The following is a 22,539-nucleotide window of genomic DNA, read 5'->3' on the forward strand; positions in this document are numbered from 1 at the left end:
GAGTATTTTAATGAACAAAACGTCCGGCACGAGACATAAATTCTTCTTCGCTCATTTCCTGTCCGTTAAAAACAACTTTACCCGGTGTATAACGCAGTTGCAGCGAGGCGGTATTGTTGTCAATCGTGATTAACTGAAACATCTGACCTAATGTCATCATCCCGCTGATTTGTTTATCAGCCCGCTTTTGCGCTTTTTCAGCATCCATTCCTTCAGATAAATTAAGCTGTTTTGCGGTTTCTGTGACGACATTAAGCGGTAACTTCACATCAAAATTGAGCGATTTAATATCTTTGTTTGTGGATGATGAGGATTTGGCTGGGTCGGCAATACTGATATCCAGATTGGCATTTAGTTCGCCGAGTGCATTCTTCCATCTTACCGGTTGTTTAATGGTCGGCTCACTTTTTTGTAATAACGGTAAATACTCTTTGAACAATGCAGCATTCACTTCTTGCAGAGCAACTTCATCGTTTGCTAACTCAGGGTGTGCAGCAAGCTGCTTCTGCATCGCAATGTTATACTGGATGATAAATTGGCGCACCGCTGAGGGATCAATAGATTCAGCAATCAATGACCACTCACCACTACCGAGTTGCTGATTCCCTTTTGTTAACTTATCAAGTTCGTAGGTCAGACTGACATTGATATAATCTTTGTCTTTAACGCGATCCAGCCTGGTTTTTGCAACGAAAGCATCGATTTGGGCAACGTCTTCCCCGTGATTGATAATGTTAATCTGGTTAAATTTCGACTCGCTTTCGCCAACCGGAAATTTCTTTTCTTCTAATCGCGTTAGAGAATCAATGGTAAAACTTTTCGCCGTTACTTTGTTCAATGGCGATAATTCCAAAACAATATCTTCGACTTTGCCTTCAATATCCAGGTTAGATAATGAACTACCATCACCATTAAAAGTAAACTGGCCCTCACCAAAAGAAAACTTTCCATATTTTGCAGGGGCAACATCTAATGTCGTGGAGAATGAGCCACCAAACGCGAATCGCAATGTCGCTTCCACGGGCGATTTATTTTTTGCGGCGATAAATAGCGGTTGTGTCTGTTCATTATTCACTAAGTTCACTTTTGCCGCTGCCAGTGCGGGGATGACATTACCACGCATTAACATTGTGATGGGCAACGGACCGTGCTCAACATCCACATCAAATGCAACTTTCTGGCCTGGCTTGATATTGAGATCGGGTGCACCGTTATCAAATGTTATTTGCATTTGAAAATGAGAATTAAAAAAGCCTTTGTCAAAGTTTTTATAACTTAACGTCATATCGTAGGCATGTTCATCTTTCTTTTTAGCATCGTTAAAATCTTTAATGAACTTTTCGACACCAGGCTGAATTTGCGTACCTGTGTACCATGTGCCACCACCCCAGATTACGGCAAACGCAACAATAACACCTGTAGCTGACTTACGTATCATATAAATATTCCCTGATAAAACAGCAAAACTTTGAATATCCACTTATGCTGAAATAATGTCCAGCGGCAGGACGCATTATCAGAATGTATTTATATTTATTAAATAATAAAAAAAGCCCGTGAATATTCACGGACTTTATGTAATTTACATTGAATTATTTTTTCTCGGACAGATATTTCACAGTATCAGCATACTGCTGAACAAAAACATCCATATTGCTGGTATCCATACCCTGCGGATTCAGCTGATATTTACCGTTAACAAACATCGCCGGAACGCCACGCAATTGCACGTCAGCTGCAGCTTTTTCCTGCTGAGCGACCAGGGATTTCACCACGAAGCTGTTCCATGCCGCGTCATACTCTTCACCTTTAATACCTGCGTTGATAAATACATCGCGGATATCAGATGCTGAACGAATAGTCTGGGTTTTCTGTACGCCTTCAAACAGCGGAACAGTGACTTTGTCTTCCACGCCCAGTGCCATCGCCACTGCCCATGCCTGAGTCAGATCTTTGCCCAGATCACCACCCATGAAGTTGACGTGGTATTTAGTCATCTTCACGCCTTCCGGCAGTTTTTTCTTCACGTTATCAGAAATATGCAGAACTTCTTCAAACTGATAGCAGTGCGGGCAGAAGAAAGAGAAAAACTCCAGCACTTGCGGCGCGCCAGCTACCGGTTTTTCCAGGGTAGTGTACTGTTTACCATCTTCATACTGCGCCGCCGATGCGCTAAACGCTAAAACTAAACCAGCCAGCGCCAGCCAAATCTTTTTCATGATCTACTCTCTCCGATTAATACATAGGTGTTAATTGCAAAGGGGGTTCTTGTAGAACTTTTGCCTGTTCTATAAAAGTCGCCATCTGTCGTAGCCAGTAATCTTCCCCGGTTAACCACGGGAAATTTTTCGGGAACGCGGGATCAGCCCAACGCCGCATTAGCCAGGCAAGATAATAAACCAAACGCATGGCGCGTAAAGGTTCAATCAGTCCGATTTCAGCGGTGTCGAACTCGCTAAATTCTTCATAAGCTTCAATAATAGTTTCCAGTTGCATCCGCTGCTCGGCTTTATCGCCATTGAGCAACATCCACAAATCCTGAATAGCCGGACCATTACGTGCATCATCCAGATCAACAAACATTGGACCATCGCGCCAGAGAATATTCCCGGCGTGGCAGTCTCCATGTAGCCGCAGAACGGTGAAATCTTCCCGCCAGTGTGCTGTAACGGCGGCGATCAGCTCATCTGTCGCTTTCAGGAATGCCGCTTTCAACCCGGAAGGTATCAGTGTAGCGTCCTCAAACAGCTTGCGTGGCTCAATGAGATATTCATTCAGACCGATGGTCGGGCGATGGATAAAAAGCTGTTTGCGCCCCGTCTGGTGCATACGCCCTAAATAACGCCCAACCGCTTCCATCTGATCGATATTATCAGCTTCGAACTGGCGACCACCGACGCTTGGAAAAACAGCGAAATAAAATCCCTGATGATTCAATAAAGTCTGACCGTTAAAGGCCACAGGCGCTGCGACCGGAACTTCATCGTTAACCAGCTGCAACGCAAATTGATGTTCTTCGAGGATTTGATCGGCTGTCCAACGTTCAGGGCGATAAAATTTGACGACAAAACGTCGACGATCTTCGTCCTGAAATTGATAGACACGGTTTTCATAGCTGTTAAGCGGGGTAAGACCGGAATCCACCCGGATCCCATGCTCAAACAGAGCATCCATGATGGTATCCGGGTGTAGTGTCTGGAAAGTAAAAGCGCTGTTGTTCATCCCATCATCCGGAAAACATTACGAATGATGAAGGATATCATTTCACGATGATTTTGGTGGCACCGCTTACAAGCTTTTACTCTTTAATTACGCCGCGAGCGCGTAACAGCGCCGTTTTGAAATCTTCTTCATAATCTTTTTGCAAACCCGGGATAACCGCATCTTTCGCGGAATCACGCATTTTCAGGTGATAGATCAGAATGTCATCCGTCAAATCCGCCAGTTCGCCGTCAAAACCTGACTCTTTCGCCAGTTTCTGCAAAAATTGCAGCAGGTTAAGGTCTGGCTCTTTTTGCCAGGCTGGCTGGAGGAGTTCAATAACTTCATTCAGACGTTTACATTTCATAGTAATGCTCCTTACTCTTGAGACAGACACGTTAGCAGGGTCAATCCCACAATAAAAGAGGCGATATCGGTGAATCTGATGACGACGATAACAGGCGTTGTGCTGGCGGGCGGTAAAGCCAGACGAATGGGCGGCGTAGATAAAGGATTGCTTGAATTAAACGGCAAACCGCTGTGGCAACATGTCGCTGACGCGCTTATGACGCAGCTCTCTCACGTCGTGGTTAATGCTAATCGTCATCAGGAAATCTATCAGGCAAGCGGTCTGAAAGTGGTTGAAGATTCACTGGCGGATTACCCAGGCCCTCTGGCAGGAATGCTTTCAGTAATGCAGCAGGAAGCGGGGGAGTGGTTTTTGTTTTGCCCATGCGATACGCCTTACATTCCCCCTGATTTAGCTGCCCGGCTTAATCATCAGCGCAAAGAGGCACCTGTCGTGTGGGTCCACGACGGTGAACGCGATCACCCGACTATTGCTCTGGTAAACCGCGCAATTGAGCCTTTATTACTGGAATATCTGCAAGCAGGAGAACGCCGGGTAATGGCATTTATGCGTCTGGCTGGCGGTCATGCGGTTGATTTCAGCGATAATAAAGATGCATTTATTAACGTGAATACGCCAGAGGAACTTGCCCGATGGCAGGAAAAACGATGATACCGTTACTCGCCTTTGCCGCGTGGAGCGGCACTGGAAAAACTACGCTTTTGAAAAAACTGATCCCGGCATTATGCGCCAGAGGGATCCGTCCAGGGCTGATTAAGCATACGCACCATGATATGGATGTTGATAAGCCAGGCAAAGATAGCTATGAGCTGCGCAAGGCTGGCGCGGCACAAACCATCGTTGCCAGCCAGCAACGATGGGCCTTGATGACGGAAACACCAGACGAAGAAGAGCTGGATCTACATTTTCTCGCAAGTCGAATGGATACCTCAAAGCTGGATTTGATTCTGGTCGAAGGGTTTAAGCATGAAGAGATCACAAAGATTGTGCTGTTTCGCGATGGAGCCGGACATCGACCTGAAGAATTAGTGATAGATAGGCATGTTATTGCTGTAGCCAGTGATGTGCCGCTTAATCTTGATGTCGCATTACTGGATATTAATGATGTTGAGGGGCTGGCTGATTTTGTGGTGGAGTGGATGCAAAAGCAGAACGGATAAGCAAGAGTAGGCTGGATAAGACGCGCCAGCGTCGCATCCGGCATTTTTTTCACCAACGCAAAAAGGCCATCCTGACGGATGGCCTTTCGCTTAATTTGATGCCTGGCAGTTCCCTACTCTCGCATGGGGAGACCCCACACTACCATCGGCGCTACGGCGTTTCACTTCTGAGTTCGGCATGGGGTCAGGTGGGACCACCGCGCTAAGGCCGCCAGGCAAATTCTGTTTTATCAGACCGCTTCTGCGTTCTGATTTAATCTGTATCAGGCTGAAAATCTTCTCTCAATCCGCCAAAACATCTTCGGCGTTGTAAGGTTAAGCCTCACGGTTCATTAGTACCGGTTAGCTCAACGCATCGCTGCGCTTACACACCCGGCCTATCAACGTCGTCGTCTTCAACGTTCCTTCAGGACTCTCAGGGAGTCAGGGAGAACTCATCTCGGGGCAAGTTTCGTGCTTAGATGCTTTCAGCACTTATCTCTTCCGCATTTAGCTACCGGGCAGTGCCATTGGCATGACAACCCGAACACCAGTGATGCGTCCACTCCGGTCCTCTCGTACTAGGAGCAGCCCCCCTCAGTTCTCCAGCGCCCACGGCAGATAGGGACCGAACTGTCTCACGACGTTCTAAACCCAGCTCGCGTACCACTTTAAATGGCGAACAGCCATACCCTTGGGACCTACTTCAGCCCCAGGATGTGATGAGCCGACATCGAGGTGCCAAACACCGCCGTCGATATGAACTCTTGGGCGGTATCAGCCTGTTATCCCCGGAGTACCTTTTATCCGTTGAGCGATGGCCCTTCCATTCAGAACCACCGGATCACTATGACCTGCTTTCGCACCTGCTCGCGCCGTCACGCTCGCAGTCAAGCTGGCTTATGCCATTGCACTAACCTCCTGATGTCCGACCAGGATTAGCCAACCTTCGTGCTCCTCCGTTACTCTTTAGGAGGAGACCGCCCCAGTCAAACTACCCACCAGACACTGTCCGCAACCCCGATCAGGGGCCAACGTTAGAACATCAAACATTAAAGGGTGGTATTTCAAGGTCGGCTCCATGCAGACTGGCGTCCACACTTCAAAGCCTCCCACCTATCCTACACATCAAGGCTCAATGTTCAGTGTCAAGCTATAGTAAAGGTTCACGGGGTCTTTCCGTCTTGCCGCGGGTACACTGCATCTTCACAGCGAGTTCAATTTCACTGAGTCTCGGGTGGAGACAGCCTGGCCATCATTACGCCATTCGTGCAGGTCGGAACTTACCCGACAAGGAATTTCGCTACCTTAGGACCGTTATAGTTACGGCCGCCGTTTACCGGGGCTTCGATCAAGAGCTTCGCGTTACCGCTAACCCCATCAATTAACCTTCCGGCACCGGGCAGGCGTCACACCGTATACGTCCACTTTCGTGTTTGCACAGTGCTGTGTTTTTAATAAACAGTTGCAGCCAGCTGGTATCTTCGACTGATTTCAGCTCCACGAGCAAGTCGCTTCACCTACATATCAGCGTGCCTTCTCCCGAAGTTACGGCACCATTTTGCCTAGTTCCTTCACCCGAGTTCTCTCAAGCGCCTTGGTATTCTCTACCTGACCACCTGTGTCGGTTTGGGGTACGATTTGATGTTACCTGATGCTTAGAGGCTTTTCCTGGAAGCAGGGCATTTGTTGCTTCAGCACCGTAGTGCCTCGTCATCACGCCTCAACCTTGATTTTCCGGATTTGCCTGGAAAATCAGCCTACACGCTTAAACCGGGACAACCGTCGCCCGGCCAACATAGCCTTCTCCGTCCCCCCTTCGCAGTAACACCAAGTACAGGAATATTAACCTGTTTCCCATCGACTACGCCTTTCGGCCTCGCCTTAGGGGTCGACTCACCCTGCCCCGATTAACGTTGGACAGGAACCCTTGGTCTTCCGGCGAGCGGGCTTTTCACCCGCTTTATCGTTACTTATGTCAGCATTCGCACTTCTGATACCTCCAGCATGCCTCACAGCACACCTTCACAGGCTTACAGAACGCTCCCCTACCCAACAACACATAGTGTCGCTGCCGCAGCTTCGGTGCATGGTTTAGCCCCGTTACATCTTCCGCGCAGGCCGACTCGACCAGTGAGCTATTACGCTTTCTTTAAATGATGGCTGCTTCTAAGCCAACATCCTGGCTGTCTGGGCCTTCCCACATCGTTTCCCACTTAACCATGACTTTGGGACCTTAGCTGGCGGTCTGGGTTGTTTCCCTCTTCACGACGGACGTTAGCACCCGCCGTGTGTCTCCCGTGATAACATTCTCCGGTATTCGCAGTTTGCATCGGGTTGGTAAGTCGGGATGACCCCCTTGCCGAAACAGTGCTCTACCCCCGGAGATGAATTCACGAGGCGCTACCTAAATAGCTTTCGGGGAGAACCAGCTATCTCCCGGTTTGATTGGCCTTTCACCCCCAGCCACAAGTCATCCGCTAATTTTTCAACATTAGTCGGTTCGGTCCTCCAGTTAGTGTTACCCAACCTTCAACCTGCCCATGGCTAGATCACCGGGTTTCGGGTCTATACCCTGCAACTTAACGCCCAGTTAAGACTCGGTTTCCCTTCGGCTCCCCTATTCGGTTAACCTTGCTACAGAATATAAGTCGCTGACCCATTATACAAAAGGTACGCAGTCACCCCATAAAGAGGCTCCCACTGCTTGTACGTACACGGTTTCAGGTTCTTTTTCACTCCCCTCGCCGGGGTTCTTTTCGCCTTTCCCTCACGGTACTGGTTCACTATCGGTCAGTCAGGAGTATTTAGCCTTGGAGGATGGTCCCCCCATATTCAGACAGGATACCACGTGTCCCGCCCTACTCATCGAGCTCACAGTATGTGCATTTTTGTGTACGGGGCTGTCACCCTGTATCGCGCGCCTTTCCAGACGCTTCCACTAACACACACACTGATTCAGGCTCTGGGCTGCTCCCCGTTCGCTCGCCGCTACTGGGGGAATCTCGGTTGATTTCTTTTCCTCGGGGTACTTAGATGTTTCAGTTCCCCCGGTTCGCCTCATTAACCTATGGATTCAGTTAATGATAGTGTGACGAATCACACTGGGTTTCCCCATTCGGAAATCGCCGGTTATAACGGTTCATATCACCTTACCGACGCTTATCGCAGATTAGCACGTCCTTCATCGCCTCTGACTGCCAGGGCATCCACCGTGTACGCTTAGTCGCTTAACCTCACAACCCGAAGATGTTTCTTTCGATTCATCATCGTGTTGCGAAAATTTGAGAGACTCACGAATAATCTTTCGACTATTCAGTGTTTCAATTTTCAGCTTGATCCAGATTTTTAAAGAGCAAAACTTCGCAGTGAACCTTTGCAGGTACACTCTGAAGTATTTTTTATTTAATCACTACAGAGATGGTGGAGCTATGCGGGATCGAACCGCAGACCTCCTGCGTGCAAAGCAGGCGCTCTCCCAGCTGAGCTATAGCCCCATAACATGTAGTTAAAACCTCTTCAAATTTGCCGTGCAAATTTGGTAGGCCTGAGTGGACTTGAACCACCGACCTCACCCTTATCAGGGGTGCGCTCTAACCACCTGAGCTACAAGCCTGTAGAGGTTTTACTGCTCATTTTCATCAGACAATCTGTGTGAGCACTGCAAAGTACGCTTCTTTAAGGTAAGGAGGTGATCCAACCGCAGGTTCCCCTACGGTTACCTTGTTACGACTTCACCCCAGTCATGAATCACAAAGTGGTAAGCGCCCTCCCGAAGGTTAAGCTACCTACTTCTTTTGCAACCCACTCCCATGGTGTGACGGGCGGTGTGTACAAGGCCCGGGAACGTATTCACCGTGGCATTCTGATCCACGATTACTAGCGATTCCGACTTCATGGAGTCGAGTTGCAGACTCCAATCCGGACTACGACGCACTTTATGAGGTCCGCTTGCTCTCGCGAGGTCGCTTCTCTTTGTATGCGCCATTGTAGCACGTGTGTAGCCCTGGTCGTAAGGGCCATGATGACTTGACGTCATCCCCACCTTCCTCCAGTTTATCACTGGCAGTCTCCTTTGAGTTCCCGGCCGGACCGCTGGCAACAAAGGATAAGGGTTGCGCTCGTTGCGGGACTTAACCCAACATTTCACAACACGAGCTGACGACAGCCATGCAGCACCTGTCTCACGGTTCCCGAAGGCACATTCTCATCTCTGAAAACTTCCGTGGATGTCAAGACCAGGTAAGGTTCTTCGCGTTGCATCGAATTAAACCACATGCTCCACCGCTTGTGCGGGCCCCCGTCAATTCATTTGAGTTTTAACCTTGCGGCCGTACTCCCCAGGCGGTCGACTTAACGCGTTAGCTCCGGAAGCCACGCCTCAAGGGCACAACCTCCAAGTCGACATCGTTTACGGCGTGGACTACCAGGGTATCTAATCCTGTTTGCTCCCCACGCTTTCGCACCTGAGCGTCAGTCTTCGTCCAGGGGGCCGCCTTCGCCACCGGTATTCCTCCAGATCTCTACGCATTTCACCGCTACACCTGGAATTCTACCCCCCTCTACGAGACTCAAGCTTGCCAGTATCAGATGCAGTTCCCAGGTTGAGCCCGGGGATTTCACATCTGACTTAACAAACCGCCTGCGTGCGCTTTACGCCCAGTAATTCCGATTAACGCTTGCACCCTCCGTATTACCGCGGCTGCTGGCACGGAGTTAGCCGGTGCTTCTTCTGCGGGTAACGTCAATGAGTAAAGGTATTAACTTTACTCCCTTCCTCCCCGCTGAAAGTACTTTACAACCCGAAGGCCTTCTTCATACACGCGGCATGGCTGCATCAGGCTTGCGCCCATTGTGCAATATTCCCCACTGCTGCCTCCCGTAGGAGTCTGGACCGTGTCTCAGTTCCAGTGTGGCTGGTCATCCTCTCAGACCAGCTAGGGATCGTCGCCTAGGTGAGCCGTTACCCCACCTACTAGCTAATCCCATCTGGGCACATCCGATGGCAAGAGGCCCGAAGGTCCCCCTCTTTGGTCTTGCGACATTATGCGGTATTAGCTACCGTTTCCAGTAGTTATCCCCCTCCATCAGGCAGTTTCCCAGACATTACTCACCCGTCCGCCACTCGTCAGCGAAACAGCAAGCTGTTTCCTGTTACCGTTCGACTTGCATGTGTTAGGCCTGCCGCCAGCGTTCAATCTGAGCCATGATCAAACTCTTCAATTTAAAAGTTTGATGCTCAAAGAATTAAACTTCGTAATGAATTACGTGTTCACTCTTGAGACTTGGTATTCATTTTTCGTCTTGCGACGTTAAGAATCCGTATCTTCGAGTGCCCACACAGATTGTCTGATAAATTGTTAAAGAGCAGTGCCGCTTCGCTTTTTCTCAGCGGCGCGGGGTGTGCATAATACGCTTTCCCGCTACAGAGTCAAGCATTTTTTTGCTTTTCTCTGTTGAGATTCTCAGGAGAACCCCGCTGACCCGGCGGCGTGTTTGCCGTTGTTCCGTGTCAGTGGTGGCGCATTATAGGGAGTTATTCCGGCCTGACAAGAGGAAATTTAAAATAATTTTCTGACCGCGCATTTTTTATTCTTTATGCTTATTTCAGCGTCGGTTTGTCGGTTAAATGGGCGATTTCTCGGGCGAAATTCGCCACCTGCTCCCAATCGGTATAGACAACTTCTTTACGCGTATCCGTTTCACCGCCTGACATCTTCATAATTAGCTTGATCATAAAACGGTCGTACCAGCGGTAACGTGGATAACGCAGCGCCCCGGCAATGACGGCACAGCGATCGGGACGCCATTGTGAACTCATCAGAAACTTCCGCGCGTAGCTGTTGGTCTGTGGAGTACGCTTCTCCGGTTTACGCGCCACCAGGTTTACGGAGTAAAAGGCGCTCGGCATCGAATTCAGCCGCGTCGCATGCTTTTTAACAAATTCCTGGAACGCAGAGTGGTAGTGACCATAGCGAATAGAAGCACCAATGACCACACGGTCATAGTTTTCCCATTGTGGTTCTTCAATGCGGTGCACATTGGCGACATCCGCCTGGATCCCCAGTTCTTTCAGTTCCGAAGCCAGGTAAGAGGCAATCTCGCGCGTTTGTCCGTCCCTTGTTGAGAAAAGAATTAATGTTTTCACGTATTACTCCATCATTCACGCCAGAAAGTCGGGGTAAAGAGCACCAGCAATGTAAAGACCTCGAGACGACCAAACAGCATGTTGGCAATCAGGATCCATTTAGCCACCGGGTTCATACTGGTAAAGTTATCAGCAACCACGCCAAGCCCTGGCCCCAGGTTATTCAATGTCGCAACAACTGAGGCAAAGGCAGAAAAGTCATCCACGCCCGTGGCGATAATCGCCAGCATACTGACAATAAACACCAATGCATAGGCGGAGAAAAATCCCCAAACGGCTTCGAGGATACGTTCCGGCAGTGCGCGATTCCCCAGCTTAATGCTATAGACGGCGTTCGGATGCACCAGTCGTTTCAGCTCACGGTTCCCCTGCTTAAACAGCAGCAGGATGCGGATCACTTTCAGGCCACCGCCCGTTGACCCGGCACAACCGCCGATAAAAGCTGAACATAAAAGCAGTACCGGCAAAAAGAGCGGCCAGCGGGCAATGCTGTCAGTCGTAAACCCGGCGGTTGTCGCCATCGACACCACCTGGAAAAACGCCTGGTTAATTGTCATCAGCGCCGAACTGTAGACATTATGAAACCACAGCACGAGGGTACAAATAACCACCAGCGTAAACTGTACGCCGATAAACATGCGAAATTCCGGATCGCGCCAATAAACCTTCAGACTACGCCCACTTAACAGTGAAAAGTGCAGACCGTAGTTACAGCCGGAGATCAGCAGGAAGATAGCAATGATAGTGTTAATAGTCGGGCTGTCGAAATAACCGATACTGGCATCATGTGTCGAGAAGCCGCCAATAGCGATAGTCGCAAAGCTATGGCCGATGGCATCAAAGGCATCCATTCCGGCAAACCACAACGCCAGCGCACAGGCGACGGTCAGCAAGACATAAATCAACCACAGGGTTTTCGCCGTTTCCGCAATTCGCGGGCGCATTTTGTTATCTTTCAGCGGGCCGGGCATTTCTGCGCGATAGAGCTGCATCCCACCCACGCCGAGGATAGGCAGTATCGCAACCGCCAACACGATGATCCCCATCCCGCCAAACCATTGCAGCATCTGGCGATAAAATAGGATGGCGTGAGGGAGCGAATCCAGCCCCACCAGCGTAGTGGCCCCCGTGGTGGTCAGGCCAGAGAAAGATTCAAAAAACGCATCGGTAATCGTGAGGTTCGGGCTTTCCGAGAAGATAAAAGGGAGCGCACCGACACTACCCAGCACGGTCCAGAACAGCACCACTATCAGAAACCCCTCACGGGATTTCAGTTCGCCCTTCTCTTTACGGTTCGGCCACCACAGCATAGAGCCAATGGCGAGGGCGACAAAAAAGGTCTGGGTAAAAGCGCGGCCCGCTCCATCCCGGTAGATGAGTGCTACCAGTCCAGGGATAATCATGGTCCCTGAAAATAAGATGACCAGTAGTCCAACGATTCGGGTAATGGCGCGAAAATGCATCTCTGCCGCTTCCTTAGTTCTGCAAAACGAAGTGGGGATTATTCTTCAATCGCTAACAATTGCAATGAACCACGGCTAAAATCCGCCAGCTTTGCGGAAAATTCAGCCACTTTCGCCGCCGGAAGCGCCACCCGCAGCAGAACGAATGCCTGATAATCACTGTTGATAATTTTGCCGTCACACTGCCCCAGCAACGCTTCAATGCCGGTTAACTGACTATATTCACATTGCAAAGTATATTCGGTTAATGGCGTCTTGCGTTGGGTCGTTAGCTGGCGCAGCGCCTGATTCACGCCGCCACCATACGCTTTCACTAACCCACCGGTGCCAAGCAATATGCCGCCGTAGTAGCGCACTACCACAGCGGTAATTTCCCCGACGCCGCTGCCCATTAGCTGGGCGAGCATCGGTTTACCTGCCGTTCCCGCCGGCTCCCCATCGTCAGAGAAACCCAGCTGTTGAGAATCATCCGGCGCACCCGCCACCCACGCCACGCAATGGTGGCGGGCATCGGGGTGTTCTGCTCGCACCGATTCAACAAACGCTTTCGCCGCCTCAACGCCATCGGTATGCGCCAACATCGTTATGAAGCGGCTCTTTTTGATCTCTTCAACGACCATGACCGGTGCCGCAGGAATTAACCAGCTTTCCATCACGCCAGTTTCAGATCCCGGGTCATGTTTTCCACGTTGTTTTCGTGGATCACCACGTTGTCTTCGATACGAATGCCGCCGAACGGTTTCAGTGCTTCAATTTTCTGCCAGTTGAAGTGTTTGCTGAACTGCCCGTCACGCCACGGTGCCAGCAGCGATTCGATGAAGTAGATACCCGGTTCGATGGTTAACACCATGCCCGGCTGGAGAATACGGGTGCAGCGCAGGTACGGATATTTTGCCGGTGCCGCGAGGTGCGTACCGCTATCATCCTGCATAAAACCGGCTACGTCATGCACCTGCAGGCCCAGCGGATGGCCGATACCGTGCGGCATAAACGGTCCGGTGAGATCGTTTTCGACCATCGCTTCTTCACTCATATCGGTGATGATTTGATGTTTACGCAGCAGTTTGGCGATGCGCTGATGGAACTGGATGTGGTAATCCACATAGCTGACGCCAGCTTTCATGGTGGCGATCAGCGCAAGTTGTTCATCATTTACGTCTTTCACCAGCTGTGCGTAGTCGTTGTCGCTTTTTGCCGACCAGGTACGGGTCAGGTCAGCCGCATAGCCGTTATATTCGGCCCCGGCATCCAGCAGGAAGCTGCGCATCTCTTCCGGTGCCTGGTGGTCCAGTTTGGTGTAATGCAGCACCGCAGCGTGTTCGTTAAGCGCCACAATGTTGCTGTAAGGTACGTCGGTATCACGATGACCGGTCGCGGTCAGATAGGCAATATTGATATCGAACTCGCTCATGCCAGAACGGAACGCTTCTTCTGCCGCGCGATGACCGTTGACCGCCATTTTCTGCGCTTCACGCATACAGGCCAGTTCGTACTCGGTTTTGAAGGAGCGGTAGTAATGCAGGTAGTCGATCACCCCTTTCGGGTTGATATTGCTGGCCTCAATACCCAGTTGCAGCGCACGCTCCGGCACCGGACCGATATAACCGATATTCCCGCGCGCAGCAGGCAGCAGGCTACCAATGCCATCGGCTTTCGGCAGCGCGATCACTTCTACATCTTCAGTCCAGAAGGAGGTCGGCAGCGGTTCGACGTTGTGCCAGTAATCAACCGGCAGATAAAACCACAGTTTCGGCTTGTTCACGCCATCCACCAACAGCCAGCAGTTTGGCACCTGAGTTACCGGCACCCACGCTTTGAATTGCGGATTCACTTTAAACGGATAGGGATGATCGTCGAGAAAAACGTTGAACAGTTCGCCGGAGTGAATAAGTAACGCATCCAGCTTGAAGCGCGCCAGCGCATCGCGAGTCCGTTCTTGTAAGGTAGCTATATGATTTTTATAGAGCGAGGCCAGTGATTCCATTTTTTACCCTTCTGTTTTTTTGACCTTAAGTCTCCGCATCTTAGCACATCGTTCATCCAGAGCGTGATTTCTGCCGAGCGTGATCAGATCGGCATTTCTTTAATCTTTTATTTGCATATTTTTAACACAAAATACACACTTCGATGCATCTGGTACGACCAGATCACCTTGCAGATTCAGGAGACTGACATGCTTTACAAAGGCGACACCCTGTACCTTGACTGGCTGGAAGATGGCATTGCCGAACTGGTATTTGATGCCCCAGGTTCAGTTAATAAACTCGACACTGCGACCGTCGCCAGCCTCGGCGAGGCCATCGGCGTGCTGGAACAGCAATCAGATCTAAAAGGGCTGCTGCTGCGTTCGAACAAAGCAGCCTTTATCGTCGGTGCTGATATCACCGAATTTTTGTCCCTGTTCCTCGTTCCTGAAGAACAGTTAAGTCAGTGGCTGCACTTTGCCAATAGCGTGTTTAATCGCCTGGAAGATCTCCCGGTGCCGACCATTGCTGCCGTCAACGGCTATGCGCTGGGCGGTGGCTGCGAATGCGTGCTGGCGACCGATTATCGTCTGGCGACGCCGGATCTGCGCATCGGTCTGCCGGAAACCAAACTGGGCATCATGCCGGGCTTTGGCGGTTCTGTACGTATGCCACGTATGCTGGGCGCTGACAGTGCGCTGGAAATCATTGCCGCCGGTAAAGATGTCGGCGCGGATCAGGCGCTGAAAATCGGTTTGGTGGATGGCGTAGTCAAAGCAGAAAAACTGGTTGAAGGCGCGAAGGCGATTTTACGTCAGGCTATTAACGGCGACCTCGACTGGAAAGCGAAACGTCAGCCGAAGCTGGAACCGCTAAAACTGAGCAAGATTGAAGCCACCATGAGTTTCACCATCGCTAAAGGGATGGTCGCACAAACGGCGGGGAAACATTATCCGGCCCCCATCACCGCAGTAAAAACCATTGAAGCGGCGGCCAGTTTTGGTCGTGAAGAAGCCTTAAATCTGGAAAACAAAAGTTTTGTCCCGCTGGCGCATACCAACGAAGCTCGCGCACTGGTCGGCATTTTCCTTAACGATCAATATGTAAAAGGCAAAGCGAAGAAACTCACCAAAGACGTTGAAACCCCGAAACAGGCCGCTGTGCTGGGCGCAGGCATTATGGGTGGCGGCATCGCTTACCAGTCTGCGTGGAAAGGCGTACCGGTTGTCATGAAAGATATCAACGACAAGTCGTTAACCCTCGGCATGACCGAAGCCGCGAAACTGCTGAACAAGCAGCTTGAGCGCGGCAAGATCGATGGTCTGAAACTGGCTGGCGTGATCTCCACGATCCACCCAACGCTCGATTACTCTGGTTTTGACCGCGTGGATGTTGTGGTAGAAGCGGTTGTCGAAAACCCGAAAGTGAAAAAAGCCGTACTGGCAGAAACCGAGCAGAAAGTACGCCCGGATACCGTGCTGGCGTCTAACACTTCAACCATTCCTATCAGCGAACTGGCCAACGCGCTGGAACGTCCGGAAAACTTCTGCGGGATGCACTTCTTTAACCCGGTGCACCGGATGCCGTTGGTGGAAATTATTCGCGGCGAGAAAAGCTCCGACGAAACCATCGCGAAAGTCGTCGCCTGGGCGAGTAAGATGGGCAAAACGCCGATTGTGGTTAACGACTGCCCCGGCTTCTTCGTCAACCGCGTGCTGTTCCCGTATTTCGCCGGTTTCAGCCAGTTGCTGCGCGACGGCGCGGATTTCCGCAAGATCGACAAAGTAATGGAAAAACAGTTTGGCTGGCCGATGGGTCCGGCATATCTGCTGGATGTCGTGGGCATTGACACCGCGCATCATGCCCAGGCTGTCATGGCAGCAGGCTTCCCGCAGCGGATGCAGAAAGATTATCGCGATACCATCGACGCGCTGTTTGATGCCAACCGCTTTGGTCAGAAGAACGGCCTCGGTTTCTGGCGTTATAAAGAAGACAGCAAAGGTAAGCCGAAGAAAGAAGAAGACGCCGTCGTTGACGACCTGCTGGCAGAAGTGAGCCAGCCGAAGCGCGATTTCAGCGAAGAAGAGATTATCGCCCGCATGATGATCCCGATGGTCAACGAAGTGGTGCGCTGTCTGGAAGAAGGCATTATCGCCACTCCGGCAGAAGCGGATATGGCGCTGGTCTACGGCCTGGGCTTCCCTCCGTTCCACGGTGGTGCGTTCCGCTGGCTGGACACCCTCGGTAGCGCAAAATACCTCGATATGGCACAGCAATATCAGCACCTCGGCCCGCTGTATGAAGTGCCGGAAGGTCTGCGTAATAAAGCGCGTCATAACGAACCGTACTATCCCCCGGTTGAGCCAGCCCGTCCGGTTGGCGACCTGAAAACGGCTTAAGGAGTCACAATGGAACAGGTTGTCATTGTCGATGCTATTCGCACCCCGATGGGCCGTTCGAAGGGCGGTGCTTTTCGTAACGTGCGTGCAGAAGATCTCTCCGCTCATTTAATGCGTAGCCTGCTGGCGCGTAACCCGGCGCTGGAAGCGGCGGCCCTCGACGATATTTACTGGGGTTGTGTGCAGCAGACGCTGGAGCAAGGTTTTAATATCGCCCGTAACGCGGCGCTGTTGGCTGAAGTACCACACTCTGTCCCGGCGGTTACCGTCAATCGCTTGTGTGGTTCATCCATGCAGGCACTGCATGACGCAGCACGAATGATCATGACCGGCGATGCGCAGGCATGTCTGGTTGGCGGCGTGGAGCATATGGGCCATGTGCCGATGAGTCACGGCGTCGATTTTCACCCCGGCCTGAGCCGCAATGTCGCCAAAGCGGCGGGCATGATGGGCTTAACGGCAGAAATGCTGGCGCGTATGCACGGTATCAGCCGTGAAATGCAGGATGCCTTTGCCGCACGGTCACACGCCCGCGCCTGGGCCGCCACGCAGTCGGGTGCATTTAAAAATGAAATTATCCCGACTGGTGGTCACGATGCCGACGGCGTTCTGAAGCAGTTTAATTACGACGAAGTGATTCGCCCGGAAACCACCGTGGAAGCCCTCGCCACGCTGCGTCCGGCGTTTGATCCAGTAAGCGGTACGGTAACGGCGGGGACATCTTCTGCGCTTTCCGATGGCGCAGCTGCCATGCTGGTGATGAGTGAAAGCCGCACCCATGAATTAGGTCTTAAGCCGCGCGCCCGTGTGCGTTCGATGGCGGTCGTTGGTTGTGACCCATCGATTATGGGTTACGGCCCGGTTCCGGCCTCGAAGCTGGCGCTGAAAAAAGCGGGGCTTTCTGCCAGTGATATCGGCGTGTTTGAGATGAACGAAGCCTTTGCCGCGCAGATCCTGCCATGTATTAAAGATCTGGGACTGATTGAGCAGATTGACGAGAAGATCAACCTCAACGGTGGCGCGATCGCGCTGGGTCATCCGCTGGGTTGTTCCGGTGCGCGTATCAGTACCACGCTGCTGAATCTGATGGAGCGCAAAGATGCCCAGTTTGGTCTGGCGACGATGTGTATCGGTCTGGGTCAGGGTATTGCGACGGTGTTTGAGCGGATTTAACCACTTGCCGGATGCGGCGTGACGCCTTATCCGGTCTACCGATCCTGCACCAATGTAGGCCTGATAAGACGCGCCAGCGTCGCATCAGGCAGCGTATGCCGAATGCCGGATGCGACATAGATCTAAATGCCACTGTATAAAGTTTTAGTTGCCGTTCTTCCCGCCTGTCAGGGGCGGGTTTTTTATATCTCAGATAAATGCAAACGCATCGCCAAACAGGCGATCTTCCCGCGCATTACGCTCACTGCAAAACAGGTCACGGGCAATTTTCGCCATCTCAAAACGTCCGGCAATATAGATATCATGCTCTGCCAGCGTACCGTGATCCTGCAATACCGCCGTTAACACAGTGCCAGTACGCCCACGCCAGCCCGCTTCCGGTTGTTCAACCACCGGCACCACTTGCAGACCAGGATGCTTAAGCGAAAGCGCCTCAAGCTCGGAGAGATCATAAAGATGCTGCTCTTCACGCCCGCCCCAGTAAATGGTGATATCACGGTTTGGGTTACGCGCCAGCGCCGTCAGCAAAATCGAGCGCGCATAAGAGAACCCGGTGCCGCCCGCGATGAGAATCATCGGACGTTCTTCATCATCGCGCAGCCATGCCTCACCGTGCGGAATATCGACCACGATTTGATGATCTTTAAGAATGCGGTCCATGACTGCTTTCGCGTAAAGGTTGATTTCAGAAGCGCCAATATGCAGCTCGATAAACCCTTTTTCATCCGGCGTCGAGGCCATTGAGAACGGACGTTTGTCGCGCTCATCCATCACTACCATCAAATACTGACCAGCACGAAAAGAAAAGGCCGCGTCTGGCACGATGCGGACACGATATACGGTATCCGTGATAGCTTCTACCGAGGTCACTTTACAGCTTAAGGTTGTCATGCGCTTTCTCTGTCGGATCGATAAATAGGGCAAAACAAACGCGCATCAGGCGCTTTTACCGTTGTTAAAAATAGCCAGTTCATCCCAGATGGCGTCAATATGCGCGACAACATCTGGATCTTTTTTGATGGGACGTCCCCATTCACGCTGGGTTTCCCCCGGCCATTTATTCGTGGCATCCAGCCCCATTTTTGAACCCAGCCCGGAGACAGGCGAGGCAAAATCCAGATAATCAATAGGCGTATTTTCTACCAGAACAGTATCCCGCGCCGGGTCCATACGGGTAGTAATCGCCCAAATCACATCGTTCCAGTCGCGTGCGTTGACGTCATCATCGCAAACGATCACAAATTTAGTGTACATAAACTGGCGTAAGAACGACCAGACGCCCATCATGACGCGCTTCGCGTGTCCGGCGTACTGTTTTTTGATCGTCACTACCGCCAGGCGATAAGAGCAGCCTTCCGGCGGCAGGTAAAAATCGACAATTTCCGGGAACTGTTTTTGCAGAATCGGCACAAACACTTCGTTCAGTGCGACACCCAGCACCGCAGGTTCATCCGGCGGACGCCCGGTATAGGTGGAATGATAAATCGCATCTTCACGCTGGGTAATATGCGTCACGGTAAATACCGGGAAACTATCGACTTCGTTATAGTAACCGGTGTGGTCGCCATACGGCCCTTCCGGCGCAGTTTCGCCTTGTTCGATATACCCTTCCAGCACAATCTCCGCACTGGCGGGCACTTCGAGATCATTGGAAATACACTTTACTACTTCGGTTTTGGTGCCGCGCAGCAATCCGGCAAACGCATACTCTGAAAGCGTATCCGGAACGGGGGTGACTGCACCGAGAATCGTGGCGGGATCGGCACCCAGCGCCACAGAAACCGGGAAACGTTCGCCCGGATGCGCCGCACACCACTCCTGGAAATCCAGCGCGCCGCCGCGATGCGACAACCAGCGCATAATCAGTTTATTTTTACCAATCAACTGTTGACGATAAATACCCAGATTCTGCCGCTCTTTATGCGGGCCACGCGTCACGGTCAACCCCCAGGTAATCAGCGGCGCGGCGTCTTCCGGCCAGCAGGTCATAATGGGGATACGGTGAAGATCGACGTCATCGCCGGAGATAATTTTTTGCTGACACGGCGCACCACGCAGTCGCTTTGTCGGCATGTTCAACACCTGCTTAAACTGCGGCAGTTTATCAAACAGGTCGCGAAAACCTTTTGGCGGTTCAGGTTCCTTGAGAAAGGCTAATAATTTACCGACTTCACGCAGCGCAGAAACATCTTCCTGCCCCATGCCCATCGCCACGCGCTTTGGCGTACCGAACAGGTTGCACAGCACCGGCATCGAGTAGCCTTTAGGGTTTTCGAACAACAGCGCAGGCCCACCGGCACGCAAAGTACGGTCAGCAATTTCAGTGATTTCCAAATGCGGATCCACCGGGAGCGTGATACGTTTTAGCTCACCCTGCTGTTCAAGCAGCGTCAAGAAGTCGCGTAAATCGTTATATTTCATGGCGTCCATTGTAGCCTCTTAATCTGCGCCCATTATACGGCGTTCATCTTTGCGATGCTGTAAATTTGTTAAATTAGCGTGAACTCTGACGGTATAACGCAAACTGGGGAATATAATTAACTTAGCGTAAAGCTTTTGCTATCCTTGCGCCCCGATTAAACGGATAAGAGTCATTATGCAATCCTGGTATTTACTGTACTGCAAGCGCGGGCAACTTCAACGTGCCCAGGAACACCTCGAAAGACAGGCTGTGAATTGCCTGGCACCGATGATCACCCTGGAAAAAATCGTGCGTGGCAAACGTACTGCAGTCAGTGAGCCATTGTTCCCCAACTACCTGTTTGTGGAATTTGATCCAGAAGTGATTCATACCACGACTATCAACGCGACCCGCGGTGTCAGCCACTTCGTGCGCTTTGGCGCATCGCCAGCGATAGTCCCATCGGCGGTGATTCATCAGCTATCGGTATATAAACCGAAAGACATTGTCGATCCGGCAACCCCTTATCCGGGTGATAAGGTGATTATTACCGAAGGCGCGTTCGAAGGTTTTCAGGCCATTTTCACCGAACCCGACGGCGAGGCTCGCTCCATGCTGTTACTTAATCTTATCAATAAAGAGATTAAGCACAGTGTGAAGAACACCGAGTTCCGCAAACTCTAAAACGCAATCCCAAACAGTGTTTTGACATTGGCATCCGTGGTGGCAGCCAGCCATGCGGCATCTTCTCCACGCCAGTGCGCAATACGTTGCAAAATATGGGCCAGATGGGCTGGCTCGTTGCGCCGGGATGATGGTTTCGGCGTGAGATCGCGCGGGAGCAGATACGGCGCATCAGTTTCGATCAGCAATTTCTCCGCCGGAATCAACGGCAACAGTTCCCGCAGCTCCAGTCCGCGTCGTTCATCGCAAACCCAACCGGTAATGCCGATATAAATTCCATGCGCCACGCACGCCTGCATCTCTTCGCGTGTGCCGGTAAAGCAATGAAGAACCGCACCAGGCAGTTTATCCAGCCACGGCTCCAGCAATGTCATAAACCGCTCGTGGGCATCGCGACAGTGCATAAATACCGGCATGTTTAATTCTGCGGCAATGCGTAGCTGGGCAACAAAAGCGCGTTCCTGCTCTTCCGGCGTCGAAAAGTTGCGGTTAAAGTCGAGACCACATTCACCAATCGCCACCACTTCTGGCTGCGCGGCCAGCTCAATAATCGCTTCTTCAGTCCCAGCTTGCCACTGGCTGCTGTCGTGAGGATGTACGCCCGCCGTTGACCAACAGGATGAATACTGACGCGCCAGCTTTTGCGCCTGCTGGCTTTCACGCAGGTTAGTGCCGGTGATGAGTAGCCCATTAACTCCCGCGTCAAGAGCGCGTGCTACAACATCATCACGGTCTTTCGCAAATTGCGAACTGGTCAAATTAACGCCGATATCAAACATCCTGTACTCCATATGACAACCGCCCTGACGGGCGGTTGAATTTATTCTTCAGTTTTTTCGCTTTCTGCTTCCGCGTCGTTTTCCTCTTCCCGATTTCGCCCTTTACCAACGTAAAAGCGTGAGAAGAAGACACCGATTTCAAACAGACAGTACATCGGGATCGCCAACAGCGTTTGCGAGAAGACATCCGGCGGTGTCAGCAGCATCCCGACAACGAATGCACCAACCAGCACATACGGGCGTTTTTTGCGTAAGTCTTCTGGCGAGGTAATCCCCATCCAGCACAGCAGCACTATTGCCACCGGCACTTCAAAGGAGACACCAAACGCCATAAACAGCGCCATAACGAAGCTTAAATAGCTGGCGATGTCGGTGGATACCTGTACCCCTTCCGGCGCGGTATTGGCAAGGAAGCCAAATGCCAGCGGAAAGACCACAAAGTAGGCGAACGCCATGCCGATATAAAACAACAGAGAGCTGGAAACCAGCAGCGGCACCACCAGGCGACGTTCATGCTTATACAGCGCTGGGGCGATAAACGCCCACACCTGATAGAGAATCACCGGCGCTGACAGAATCAGCGACACCATAAAGGTCAGCTTGATCGGCGTAAAGAACGGTGAGGCCACGTCGGTGGCGATCATCGTTGAACCTTGCGGCAACTGCTTGATCAATGGCGCGGATACCAGGTGATAGATGTCATTGGCGAAATAGACCAGACACAGGAATATCACGATCACCGCGATAATGCAGTTCAGCAGACGCTTACGCAGCTCAATCAGATGCGTGATAAGCGGTTGAGTATCTTCTACAGACAT

At 51.5% G+C, this 22,539-nt stretch carries 17 protein-coding genes, 2 tRNA genes and 3 rRNA genes; 5 read left to right on the top strand and 17 right to left on the bottom strand.

What is annotated here, in order from left to right; genetic code table 11:
- Positions 1 to 7 precede the first annotated feature (7 nt).
- The 4 genes from ACK8NJ_RS22990 to ACK8NJ_RS23005 form a co-directional block, all read right to left on the bottom strand.
- Positions 8 to 1,438 carry a DUF945 family protein gene (locus ACK8NJ_RS22990; protein WP_001560200.1) on the bottom strand — a complete coding sequence of 477 codons (1,431 nt, stop codon included), beginning with the start codon at positions 1,436 to 1,438 and terminating at the stop codon, positions 8 to 10.
- 154 nt (positions 1,439 to 1,592) lie between these two features.
- A complete protein-coding gene (gene dsbA, locus ACK8NJ_RS22995) occupies positions 1,593 to 2,219 on the bottom strand; it encodes a thiol:disulfide interchange protein DsbA (protein ID WP_000725337.1) in 627 nt (208 codons plus the stop codon).
- A 16-nt stretch (positions 2,220 to 2,235) separates the two neighbouring features.
- The gene (gene srkA / locus ACK8NJ_RS23000) at positions 2,236 to 3,222 is read right to left on the bottom strand and encodes a stress response kinase SrkA (protein WP_001560198.1); all 987 of its coding nucleotides are present in this window, start codon (positions 3,220 to 3,222) and stop codon (positions 2,236 to 2,238) included.
- A gap of 76 nt (positions 3,223 to 3,298) precedes the next feature.
- Entirely contained in the window at positions 3,299 to 3,568 is a 270-nt protein-coding gene (locus ACK8NJ_RS23005) for a YihD family protein (RefSeq protein ID WP_001295263.1), read from the bottom strand.
- Positions 3,569 to 3,637: 69 nt separating this feature from the next.
- On the opposite strand from ACK8NJ_RS23005, the gene mobA reads away from it, so the two are divergent.
- The gene (gene mobA, locus ACK8NJ_RS23010; RefSeq protein WP_411962001.1) at positions 3,638 to 4,222 is read left to right on the top strand and encodes a molybdenum cofactor guanylyltransferase MobA; all 585 of its coding nucleotides are present in this window, start codon (positions 3,638 to 3,640) and stop codon (positions 4,220 to 4,222) included.
- Entirely contained in the window at positions 4,204 to 4,731 is a 528-nt protein-coding gene (gene mobB, locus ACK8NJ_RS23015) for a molybdopterin-guanine dinucleotide biosynthesis protein MobB (RefSeq protein WP_000907620.1), read from the top strand. Before mobA ends, mobB begins: the two co-directional genes overlap by 19 nt.
- A gap of 100 nt (positions 4,732 to 4,831) precedes the next feature.
- Here the strand turns inward: mobB and rrf are convergent.
- The 9 genes from rrf to pepQ all read right to left on the bottom strand — a co-directional run bounded on the left by rrf (position 4,832) and on the right by pepQ (position 14,305).
- Positions 4,832 to 4,947: ribosomal RNA gene (rrf, locus tag ACK8NJ_RS23020) — 5S ribosomal RNA — on the bottom strand.
- Between the two features lie 95 nt (positions 4,948 to 5,042).
- A 23S ribosomal RNA gene (locus ACK8NJ_RS23025) occupies positions 5,043 to 7,946 on the bottom strand.
- Positions 7,947 to 8,131: 185 nt separating this feature from the next.
- A tRNA-Ala gene (locus ACK8NJ_RS23030) sits at positions 8,132 to 8,207 on the bottom strand.
- A gap of 42 nt (positions 8,208 to 8,249) precedes the next feature.
- Positions 8,250 to 8,326, bottom strand: a tRNA-Ile gene (locus tag ACK8NJ_RS23035).
- Positions 8,327 to 8,394: 68 nt separating this feature from the next.
- Positions 8,395 to 9,936: ribosomal RNA gene (locus ACK8NJ_RS23040) — 16S ribosomal RNA — on the bottom strand.
- Together the 16S, 23S and 5S rRNA genes with 2 tRNA genes alongside form the textbook arrangement of a ribosomal RNA operon.
- 376 nt (positions 9,937 to 10,312) lie before the next feature.
- Positions 10,313 to 10,858: a menaquinone-dependent protoporphyrinogen IX dehydrogenase gene (hemG, locus tag ACK8NJ_RS23045; RefSeq protein WP_000853963.1), complete on the bottom strand. Its 546-nt coding sequence runs from the start codon at positions 10,856 to 10,858 to the stop codon at positions 10,313 to 10,315.
- Between the two features lie 11 nt (positions 10,859 to 10,869).
- Positions 10,870 to 12,321 carry a Trk system potassium transporter TrkH gene (trkH, locus tag ACK8NJ_RS23050; RefSeq protein WP_000545677.1) on the bottom strand — a complete coding sequence of 484 codons (1,452 nt, stop codon included), beginning with the start codon at positions 12,319 to 12,321 and terminating at the stop codon, positions 10,870 to 10,872.
- 38 nt (positions 12,322 to 12,359) lie between these two features.
- Positions 12,360 to 12,974, bottom strand: coding sequence for an IMPACT family protein (locus ACK8NJ_RS23055; RefSeq protein ID WP_089705264.1), 615 nt, complete (start codon positions 12,972 to 12,974; stop codon positions 12,360 to 12,362).
- Entirely contained in the window at positions 12,974 to 14,305 is a 1,332-nt protein-coding gene (gene pepQ, locus ACK8NJ_RS23060; RefSeq protein ID WP_000444560.1) for a Xaa-Pro dipeptidase, read from the bottom strand. Before pepQ ends, ACK8NJ_RS23055 begins: the two co-directional genes overlap by 1 nt.
- Positions 14,306 to 14,494: 189 nt before the next feature.
- On the opposite strand from pepQ, the gene fadB reads away from it, so the two are divergent.
- On the top strand, positions 14,495 to 16,684 hold the full coding sequence (fadB, locus tag ACK8NJ_RS23065; RefSeq protein ID WP_411962002.1) for a fatty acid oxidation complex subunit alpha FadB: 2,190 nt from the start codon (positions 14,495 to 14,497) through the stop codon (positions 16,682 to 16,684).
- Positions 16,685 to 16,693: 9 nt separating this feature from the next.
- Positions 16,694 to 17,857: an acetyl-CoA C-acyltransferase FadA gene (gene fadA / locus ACK8NJ_RS23070; protein WP_407228061.1), complete on the top strand. Its 1,164-nt coding sequence runs from the start codon at positions 16,694 to 16,696 to the stop codon at positions 17,855 to 17,857.
- 189 nt (positions 17,858 to 18,046) lie between these two features.
- On the opposite strand, the gene fre is transcribed toward fadA, so the two are convergent.
- Both fre and ubiD read right to left on the bottom strand, forming a co-directional pair.
- Positions 18,047 to 18,748 carry an NAD(P)H-flavin reductase gene (gene fre / locus ACK8NJ_RS23075; RefSeq protein ID WP_001306785.1) on the bottom strand — a complete coding sequence of 234 codons (702 nt, stop codon included), beginning with the start codon at positions 18,746 to 18,748 and terminating at the stop codon, positions 18,047 to 18,049.
- Positions 18,749 to 18,793: 45 nt separating this feature from the next.
- The gene (gene ubiD / locus ACK8NJ_RS23080) at positions 18,794 to 20,287 is read right to left on the bottom strand and encodes a 4-hydroxy-3-polyprenylbenzoate decarboxylase (RefSeq protein ID WP_000339783.1); all 1,494 of its coding nucleotides are present in this window, start codon (positions 20,285 to 20,287) and stop codon (positions 18,794 to 18,796) included.
- Positions 20,288 to 20,453: 166 nt separating this feature from the next.
- Here ubiD and rfaH point away from each other — a divergent pair, with 166 nt between their 5' ends.
- Positions 20,454 to 20,942, top strand: a complete 489-nt coding sequence (rfaH, locus tag ACK8NJ_RS23085; RefSeq protein WP_001192396.1) for a transcription/translation regulatory transformer protein RfaH — start codon at positions 20,454 to 20,456, stop codon at positions 20,940 to 20,942.
- On the opposite strand, the gene tatD is transcribed toward rfaH, so the two are convergent.
- Together tatD and tatC are read right to left on the bottom strand one after the other, a co-directional pair.
- Positions 20,939 to 21,721, bottom strand: coding sequence for a 3'-5' ssDNA/RNA exonuclease TatD (gene tatD, locus ACK8NJ_RS23090; protein ID WP_024211345.1), 783 nt, complete (start codon positions 21,719 to 21,721; stop codon positions 20,939 to 20,941). The two genes, rfaH and tatD, sit on opposite strands and share 4 nt — an antisense overlap.
- 41 nt (positions 21,722 to 21,762) lie before the next feature.
- The gene (tatC, locus tag ACK8NJ_RS23095; protein ID WP_000109943.1) at positions 21,763 to 22,539 is read right to left on the bottom strand and encodes a Sec-independent protein translocase subunit TatC; all 777 of its coding nucleotides are present in this window, start codon (positions 22,537 to 22,539) and stop codon (positions 21,763 to 21,765) included.

The organism is Escherichia sp. F1, assembly GCF_046764225.1.
GTDB lineage: Bacteria > Pseudomonadota > Gammaproteobacteria > Enterobacterales > Enterobacteriaceae > Escherichia > Escherichia coli.

Bases quoted from the DNA above. Each gene is read 5' to 3' on its own strand.
- ACK8NJ_RS22990 (WP_001560200.1), bottom strand. From the start codon at position 1,438: ATGATACGTAAGTCAGCTACAGGTGTTATTGTTGCGTTTGCCGTAATC.
- dsbA (WP_000725337.1), bottom strand. From the start codon at position 2,219: ATGAAAAAGATTTGGCTGGCGCTGGCTGGTTTAGTTTTAGCGTTTAGC.
- srkA (WP_001560198.1), bottom strand. From the start codon at position 3,222: ATGAACAACAGCGCTTTTACTTTCCAGACACTACACCCGGATACCATC.
- ACK8NJ_RS23005 (WP_001295263.1), bottom strand. From the start codon at position 3,568: ATGAAATGTAAACGTCTGAATGAAGTTATTGAACTCCTCCAGCCAGCC.
- mobB (WP_000907620.1), top strand. From the start codon at position 4,204: ATGGCAGGAAAAACGATGATACCGTTACTCGCCTTTGCCGCGTGGAGC.
- trkH (WP_000545677.1), bottom strand. From the start codon at position 12,321: ATGCATTTTCGCGCCATTACCCGAATCGTTGGACTACTGGTCATCTTA.
- ACK8NJ_RS23055 (WP_089705264.1), bottom strand. From the start codon at position 12,974: ATGGAAAGCTGGTTAATTCCTGCGGCACCGGTCATGGTCGTTGAAGAG.
- pepQ (WP_000444560.1), bottom strand. From the start codon at position 14,305: ATGGAATCACTGGCCTCGCTCTATAAAAATCATATAGCTACCTTACAA.
- fadB (WP_411962002.1), top strand. From the start codon at position 14,495: ATGCTTTACAAAGGCGACACCCTGTACCTTGACTGGCTGGAAGATGGC.
- fadA (WP_407228061.1), top strand. From the start codon at position 16,694: ATGGAACAGGTTGTCATTGTCGATGCTATTCGCACCCCGATGGGCCGT.
- fre (WP_001306785.1), bottom strand. From the start codon at position 18,748: ATGACAACCTTAAGCTGTAAAGTGACCTCGGTAGAAGCTATCACGGAT.
- ubiD (WP_000339783.1), bottom strand. From the start codon at position 20,287: ATGGACGCCATGAAATATAACGATTTACGCGACTTCTTGACGCTGCTT.
- rfaH (WP_001192396.1), top strand. From the start codon at position 20,454: ATGCAATCCTGGTATTTACTGTACTGCAAGCGCGGGCAACTTCAACGT.
- tatD (WP_024211345.1), bottom strand. From the start codon at position 21,721: ATGTTTGATATCGGCGTTAATTTGACCAGTTCGCAATTTGCGAAAGAC.
- tatC (WP_000109943.1), bottom strand. From the start codon at position 22,539: ATGTCTGTAGAAGATACTCAACCGCTTATCACGCATCTGATTGAGCTG.